The following is a 6,731-nucleotide window of genomic DNA, read 5'->3' as shown; positions in this document are numbered from 1 at the left end:
GTAGGATTCTTGGCTTTTCGAATCTCATTGCCATTGCCTTAGGGGTTTACGTACTCTTCTACTACTTTGCAAACCACACCCGTACGGGCCGGGAGATTTACGCTGTGGGGAGCAATGTCGAGGCATCGCGCATCATCGGCATCAATACCGATTTTGTGACCTGGCTTGTGTACACCCTCTCTGGGGCTCTCGCTGGTCTTGGAGGAGTCATGTGGGTGGCCCGGTACGCTTCGGCCCAGAACGATACGGCGGCGGGATTCGTGCTTACGGTTGTGGCGGCATGCGTTCTTGGAGGTGTAAGTATCTCTGGGGGGGCAGGGACCATTCCGGGGGTTTTCTTGGGCTCGATCACCATTGGCATCATCAACAATGCCCTTCCCATGATTCGAGTGTCCCCTTTCTGGAAAATGGCTCTCCAGGGGCTCATTATCCTCGTTGCTGCCTTGGTGAATGTCCTTATTGCTCGGAACATGGAGCGTGCACAACTTCGCCAGCGTGAGGAATTGAGGATGGTGCGCTATGGGGCTTGAGAGCTTACGATTGCCAAAGCTTAAGGCCTTTTCTTTCCGCTGGGAATGGCTCCTTTTTGTGCTCATTGTAGGGGCCTTTTTCGTGAACGTGCGGCTTTCACCTTATTTTTGGAACTACAGGAGCTTCATGGATGCCCTTTCGGTTTTCCTTGAGGCGGGATTCATGGTCTTTCCCATGGTCATGATTCTTGTCGCCGGAGATATTGATATTTCTGTTGCTTCCATTACCGCTTTGTCCTCAGTTCTTATGGCTCTATCGTACAAAGCTGGGCTTCCTATGGGGTTTGCGATACTTGTGGCCCTTGGGGTTGGCGTGGCTTGCGGGTACTTCAATGGCTTTCTCGTTTCCCGGATCCCTAACCTTTCGGCAATCATCGTGACTTTGGCGGGTTTCTCCCTCTACCGGGGTATTGCCTACATTCTTCTTGGGGACAAAGCGGTGAGTGGTTTCCCCTCCTGGTATGGGTACCTCGCCTGGGGATATTTGGGAAATACCGGTATTCCCTTCATGCTTTTGGCCTTTTTTGGGTGTGCTGTCGTGTACGGGTTAGTGCTCCACCGGACCTCTTTTGGGCGAAAGGTCTTTGCCATCGGGACGAATCGGGTGGCAGCCTTTTTCTCCGGTGTACCGGTGGCACGCATTCGCCAGACCCTCTTTACCCTGAACGGGCTCATGGCCGGGGTAGCAGCGGTGTTCCTCACCTCAAAACTCGGGAGTTCTCGTCCCAATGTGGCTACGGGGTACGAGCTTGAGGTCATCGCTATTGCCGTCTTGGGAGGAGCAAGTCCCTCAGGAGGCAAGGGGAGCATTCTTGGGGCGTGCCTTGCGCTCATCCTCATGCGGCTTCTCCGCTACGGCATGGGTCTCCGGAACATCCCAGGCCAGGTCATGATGGTGGTCATCGGAATTGTCCTCATCGGCGTAGTTATGATTCCGAATCTTTTGGCGTCTCGGAAGAGAAAAGTGGTGGTGTCGTAGCCTATGCCCAGGAAGGTAGGTCTCATCGCTGAGGAGCGGCGACTCAAGATACTCGAGGCTCTCAAGGTTCGCCAAACCCTTACTGTGAAGGAACTTGCAGCTATGTTTGCCGTGAGCGAGGACACCGTTCGCCAGGACCTCCGATCCCTTGAGAAACAGGGGCTCCTTCGGCGCATCTACGGGGGAGCCTCTCGGGTGAAGACGAGTAACGTCGAAATTCCTGTGGAGCTCCGGGAAATCACAAACCGCGAGGTCAAGGAGGCAATTGGGAGAGAGGCGGCGAAAATCATCGAGGATGGGGATTCAGTCATTTTCGATGCGAGCACCACTGCCCTGCAGGTTGCCCGCAGCATCGACTCAGCAAAGCGGGTGACGATTCTCACGAGTTCCCTTGATATCTGCGTGAGTCTGGCGAGGCAGCCGAACTTTAACATCATCGCCACCGGGGGGACACTCCATCCCCTCTCCTTCTCTTTTGTTGGACCTCAGGCCGAAAATGCGGTGCGGAACTACTATGCCGATAAGCTCTTCCTGGGGGCCAGGGCGGTCCTTGTGGATGAGGGATACCTTGCCGATGTCTTTGAGCTTGAGGCCCACCTCAAAAAGGTCATGGTCACTGCCGCTCAGGAGGTCATCCTCGTTGCCGAGAGCCGGAAGTTCCAGGAGGTAGCCTTCTTTAGAATCTGCGAAATTACAAGGCTCTCCCGTATCTTCACCGATGACCGGTTGGATCCTGTGATAGCTCGAAAGATCGAAGACCTGGGTATTCAGGTCATCCGGGTTCCGGTGGGCTCTTGAAAAAGAACCCATCCTTGAGTATACTCTCCCTCCGGAGAGTACGGAAGTGCTGGTTTCGCAGACTCACGAGGGGAAGGAAAAACTTTTGTTCTCCGTCTTTCCCGAAGGAACGCGAGAGAGGGCAAACCTTGCAGTCCTCCCGTTCGGTGCCGGGTATCTCCGGATGGTTCCTGTAGCGTTTAAGCCCTCCGCTCTGCCAAAAGACAGGCCCCCAAAGCAGCAGTAATGAGTGGATTCTCGGGCACGAGAACCGGGCATCTCAGGCGTTCCTCCAAAAGGGCGAGAACAGCCCTATTTTTTGCCACACCCCCGGTAACGACAAGGGGAGGTACAATACCGATGCGCTCTCCCAAGGCGGCAACCCGTTCGGTAACCGCGTGAGCCACTGCCCATACAAGGTCTTCTTTTCTCTTTCCCCGGGCGATGTGGCCGACGACTTCCGATTCGGCAAAAACCGCGCAGGTATGGGATAGGGTAATCCGTTCCTTTGCCTGCGCAAAAAGGTTTCCGTAGTCCTCAATGTGAATCTCGAGGACCTGGGCCATGAGCTCTAAAAATCTCCCGGTTCCTGCGGCACACTTGTCGTTCATCACAAAGTCGAGGACCTTTCCTCCTTCTCCAAGACGAATGACTTTGCTGTCCTGTCCTCCAATATCTATGACAGTCTTTGCCTTTGGGAAGAGGTACGCCACTCCCTGAGCTTGACAAGTGATTTCGCTCACCACGAGTTTTGCCCCTTCCACCTGGTAGCGTCCGTACCCCGTGGCAACGAGGAAGCACTCTGCATCCTTTCTTCCTACCATATCCAGGGCTTTTGCCAGGGCTTCCTGAGCCCGCTCTTTCGGGTTCACCCCGCTGGGGAGAACGGAGAAGCCCAAAATCCTTTCCCCATCCCAGAGGACACAGGCTGTGGATTGAGACCCGACATCGATTCCGGCAAAGAGCACGAGAACCACCCCGATTTTTGGACTCGAAGGAAAAGGTAGCACAAGAAGGGTTAATCTGCAAAGCAAAGAGCCTACGAGAACCCGAAAAAGCGCAGTGTATTTTCGAAGGGCTCGCCAAGGCTAATGCTCAGAAGGAGCTTGGAGCCTTCTTCGATCTCGAAGATAGCATCGATTGGCTATTTGCGGCTCTTGGAAGCAACAACAATTGCTGGACTTTACAGTCCTCGACCTTCTTCTCCGTTTCTAACTGGTCGTCAGTCTCTATCCGACCATCGCCCCGGATGTGGTAGACGGTGACGCCCTCTGCAGCAAGAACACGACCAACAAGGAGTCGCCGGTGGCACATGGTGGGATTTTCCTCACCGCACATTAAGGCTACTCGACTCCTTGAGAGCTCCTGAATCAGACGTGCTATGCCCTGCTTAAAAGGTTCGGATTCAGCAAGGCGGGAATAGTTCACTTTTCCGTCTTCGTCGTAGAATTCCACTCCCCTTGGCCGACCACCCAGTTCCTTTCCTAAGTAGAGGTATCGTATCCCGTTTTGTGGTAACACCTGTTTCAGTTTTTCCTGGTTGAAATGAGGCACGTAGTGGGAGTACGGTTGTGAACGGACATCAACGACAACCTCGATGCCATGCTTTCGGAGTAAGTCCAGAAAGTGGTTCAGAGTATGATTGGAATGGCCAATGGTGTAAACTATGCGCTCTTTCCTCTGTTCTTGCATGCCGTTTCCGGTCTCCATGCCTTCCTTTTGCATCTTGCTACCTCAAGTTATCCGATAGGGGTTGGTTTTGTCAACGATTTTGGCATGGGGTTCTTTGTCGCTCTGGGGTTGTTGCTTCATCCCCGAAGGACTTCTTTTTCCAGGGTCGGGAATTTCCCAGGAAGGCTTCATTGCCGTGCGGCGGCATTTTGGCACTTTGCGCGTTCGAGAAAGAGGCTCTCAAGCGTCACAGTGAGGGTGAGCTTTTGCCTTTCCCCTCCAGGGGAAACGTTCTGGGTTGTGGAGTAGGTCAACTGCTTCCCAGGCTTCAGGACAAGAACGCCTGAAGGGAGAGGATTTGGGAAAGAGAACTCAAAAAAGAGGAGTTGATCGTCCAGCCTTTCGATACGCAAACTCCCATCTTCCTCCATTCCTTTGATGACAAGCATTTGGTAGTTTACGGTAAACGGAAAACTCGTGACCCCCTTGAGTCCACTTGATGCTCCCGTGCCTGCTCTTCCTGAGAGGGATACCCCTTCTCCTACGATGAGATTTACGGTCTCAGGGTCTATTTTCCCCTCACCCCTCCCAAAAGCACCGACAAGGCTCACGAGTGTACCTTCTTCCCTGTTCAACCGGTAAGTGGGGAAGTCGATGCAGAGGTAGGGGGATCCTGGTTCCCCAGCGATGTGAACCCATTGCTCGAAAAAGATAAGACCCTTCTCAAAGTCAATTCTCTCTGGAACGTTCTCCGCACAGCTTCCAAAGCTTAAGAGGAGGAAGAGAAGGGTAAGGATGAGGAATTTCCAGAACCTTGGCTCCATGCAGTCCCCTCCTTGGGGGAAGACCTCTGGTACCGGGTCTTCTCTTGCCAAGTTTACCACAGTTTTCTTCTTCGAATAAGTGGTAGAATGGTACAATGAGACAAAAGGAGGAGGGTTCGGTGGCGAAGGTTTTCGAGGAGTTCAAAGAGTTTGTAAGCCGTGGTAACGTCATCGATCTTGCCGTAGGTGTCATCATAGGCAATGCCTTTGGGGCAATTGTGAAATCCCTCGTTGCTGATATCATCATGCCGCCTCTTGGTCTTCTCCTGAGGAAAGTCGACTTCTCGAACCTCTTTCTTGTGCTCAAGGAAGGGGACAAACCCGGACCTTACTATACCGTTGCCTCGGCCCAAGAAGCGGGAGCGGTCACTCTGAACTACGGGATGTTCATCAATAGCGTTGTTGCTTTCTTGATAGTTGCCATAGCCGTTTTCTTCATGGTTAAGGCGGTCAATCGTCTGCGCCGCGAGAAAGCCGTTGTTCCACCACCGCCCACGACGAAGGAATGTCCCTTCTGCTTCACCCTCATTCCCATCAAGGCCATTCGTTGCCCGAACTGCACTTCGGAATTAACCAGGTGAAGAGTTGATGCGCAGCGCCTTATTTGCGACAATGAGGAATGAGTTGAGCAACACGGAGGGGGAATGTGTATGAAAAAGTTCATCAACCGTCCAGAGAACCTCATTGAGGAAATGCTTGAGGGTTTCGTGAAAGCCCATCCCCACAAGGTCCGCCGCCTGGAAACCGAGCGAGTCCTCGTCCGGAAAGATGCCCCGGTCAAAGGAAAGGTGGGCATCGTCACCGGAGGAGGTTCAGGGCACAAGCCGGCCTTCATCGGGTACATCGGGAAGGGTCTTGTCGATGCCGTGGCGGTGGGGGATATCTTTGCTGCTCCCCCGGTTTCCCGGGTCTACGAGGCCATCAAGGCGGTGGACGGGGGAAAAGGTGTGCTCCTTTGCCTTGGGAACTACTCTGGGGACGTCATGAACTTCGGTATGGCCAAAGAGCTTGCCGAAAGTGAAGGAGTTCCGGTGGAGAGCATCATCGTGAACGACGATGTGGCCTCAAGCCCCAAAGGGAAAGAGGAGAACCGCCGGGGAATAGCCGGAGAGGTGGTCCTCTGGAAGGTGGTTGGAGCATTGGCCGAGGAAGGAGCAGATCTTGCAAAGCTCAAAGAGGTTGGGGAACGGGTGGTCAAAAACACCCGGAGCATGGGTGTTGCCCACACCCCCTGCATCCTCCCCACCACCGGGAAACCGAGCTTCACCATCGGAGAGGATGAGATGGAGATTGGGGTGGGTCACCACGGAGAGCCAGGGGTGAAGCGCACGAAGATGATGTCCGCCGATGCGGTGACGGAACTCTTGACCCTCGAAATCCTCAAGGACCTCCCCTTCGAAAGCGGCGATGAAGTCCTCGTTCTCATCAACGGCCTTGGCTCCACCTCCCTCCTTGAGATGTACATCTCTTTCCGCAAGGTCGCCGAGATCCTCGCCGATCACCGCATCACCATCCACCGCACCTACATCGGGGAGTTCTTCACCTCCCTTGAGATGGGTGGCTTCTCCATCACCCTCACGAGACTCGATGACGAGCTCAAGCGCCTCATCGATGCCCCCTGCGATGGGGTCCACTTCATCCAGCACTGAGAGGAGGTTCCCCATGGAGGCCATCCCCTTCTTTCGGTTCAAAGAAGCCTTCTCTCGCATCCTTGAGAACCTCGAAAGGCACCGATCTTACCTCAACGACCTCGACTCCCCCATTGGGGACTCCGACCATGGGGAGAGCGTCTGCAAGGCCTTCGAGAGAGTCGAGGAAGCGGTGGAATCCTTCCCCAAAGGAGAGGAGGACATCGGAGCCCTTTTGAGCACCGCAGGCAAAACCATCCTCTTCTCGGGAGGAGCTGCCATGGGACCCCTCTATGGGACAGCCTTCCTTGATGCCGGAAAA

At 54.2% G+C, this 6,731-nt stretch carries 8 protein-coding genes and 1 pseudogene (1 of these 9 only partly in view); 6 read left to right on the top strand and 3 right to left on the bottom strand.

Annotated features, from left to right (window positions below; genetic code table 11):
* From H5U36_02355 to H5U36_02345, 3 genes are all read left to right on the top strand, one after another.
* The coding region (locus H5U36_02355; protein MBC7217018.1) for an ABC transporter permease at nucleotides 1-530 on the top strand (530 nt) is incomplete at its 5' end.
* The gene (locus tag H5U36_02350) at nucleotides 520-1,509 is read left to right on the top strand and encodes an ABC transporter permease (protein MBC7217017.1); all 990 of its coding nucleotides are present in this window, start codon (nucleotides 520-522) and stop codon (nucleotides 1,507-1,509) included. The genes H5U36_02355 and H5U36_02350, both read left to right, overlap by 11 nt.
* 3 nt (nucleotides 1,510-1,512) lie before the next feature.
* Nucleotides 1,513-2,307: a DeoR/GlpR transcriptional regulator gene (locus tag H5U36_02345; GenBank protein MBC7217016.1), complete on the top strand. Its 795-nt coding sequence runs from the start codon at nucleotides 1,513-1,515 to the stop codon at nucleotides 2,305-2,307.
* Nucleotides 2,308-2,486: 179 nt separating this feature from the next.
* Here the strand turns inward: H5U36_02345 and H5U36_02340 are convergent, their stop codons facing one another.
* The 3 genes from H5U36_02340 to H5U36_02330 all read right to left on the bottom strand — a co-directional run bounded on the left by H5U36_02340 (nucleotide 2,487) and on the right by H5U36_02330 (nucleotide 4,781).
* On the bottom strand, nucleotides 2,487-3,296 hold the full coding sequence (locus H5U36_02340) for a 2-hydroxyglutaryl-CoA dehydratase (GenBank protein MBC7217015.1): 810 nt from the start codon (nucleotides 3,294-3,296) through the stop codon (nucleotides 2,487-2,489).
* An 85-nt stretch (nucleotides 3,297-3,381) separates the two neighbouring features.
* Nucleotides 3,382-3,978 (bottom strand): DUF488 domain-containing protein, encoded by a 597-nt coding sequence (locus H5U36_02335; protein ID MBC7217014.1) that lies wholly within the window; start codon nucleotides 3,976-3,978, stop codon nucleotides 3,382-3,384.
* A 167-nt stretch (nucleotides 3,979-4,145) separates the two neighbouring features.
* Nucleotides 4,146-4,781, bottom strand: a complete 636-nt coding sequence (locus H5U36_02330; GenBank protein MBC7217013.1) for a hypothetical protein — start codon at nucleotides 4,779-4,781, stop codon at nucleotides 4,146-4,148.
* A gap of 95 nt (nucleotides 4,782-4,876) precedes the next feature.
* Between H5U36_02330 and mscL the strand changes: the two genes are divergently transcribed.
* From mscL to H5U36_02315, 3 genes and pseudogenes are all read left to right on the top strand, one after another.
* Entirely contained in the window at nucleotides 4,877-5,362 is a 486-nt protein-coding gene (mscL, locus tag H5U36_02325) for a large-conductance mechanosensitive channel protein MscL (protein MBC7217012.1), read from the top strand.
* A 69-nt stretch (nucleotides 5,363-5,431) separates the two neighbouring features.
* Nucleotides 5,432-6,430 (top strand): dihydroxyacetone kinase subunit DhaK, encoded by a 999-nt coding sequence (gene dhaK / locus H5U36_02320; protein MBC7217011.1) that lies wholly within the window; start codon nucleotides 5,432-5,434, stop codon nucleotides 6,428-6,430.
* Nucleotides 6,431-6,443: 13 nt separating this feature from the next.
* A pseudogene (locus tag H5U36_02315) lies at nucleotides 6,444-6,731 on the top strand (DAK2 domain-containing protein) (it continues 168 nt past the right edge of the window).

Origin of the sequence: Candidatus Caldatribacterium sp. (assembly GCA_014359405.1) — a bacterium.
Lineage (GTDB): Bacteria > Atribacterota > Atribacteria > Atribacterales > Caldatribacteriaceae > Caldatribacterium > Caldatribacterium oleiphilum.
This window is presented reverse-complemented; position numbering and strand designations above follow the sequence as displayed.

Bases quoted from the DNA above. Each gene is read 5' to 3' on its own strand.
- H5U36_02350 (MBC7217017.1), top strand. From the start codon at position 520: ATGGGGCTTGAGAGCTTACGATTGCCAAAGCTTAAGGCCTTTTCTTTC.
- H5U36_02335 (MBC7217014.1), bottom strand. From the start codon at position 3,978: ATGCAAGAACAGAGGAAAGAGCGCATAGTTTACACCATTGGCCATTCC.
- mscL (MBC7217012.1), top strand. From the start codon at position 4,877: ATGAGACAAAAGGAGGAGGGTTCGGTGGCGAAGGTTTTCGAGGAGTTC.
- dhaK (MBC7217011.1), top strand. From the start codon at position 5,432: ATGAAAAAGTTCATCAACCGTCCAGAGAACCTCATTGAGGAAATGCTT.
- H5U36_02330 (MBC7217013.1), bottom strand. From the start codon at position 4,781: ATGGAGCCAAGGTTCTGGAAATTCCTCATCCTTACCCTTCTCTTCCTC.
- H5U36_02345 (MBC7217016.1), top strand. From the start codon at position 1,513: ATGCCCAGGAAGGTAGGTCTCATCGCTGAGGAGCGGCGACTCAAGATA.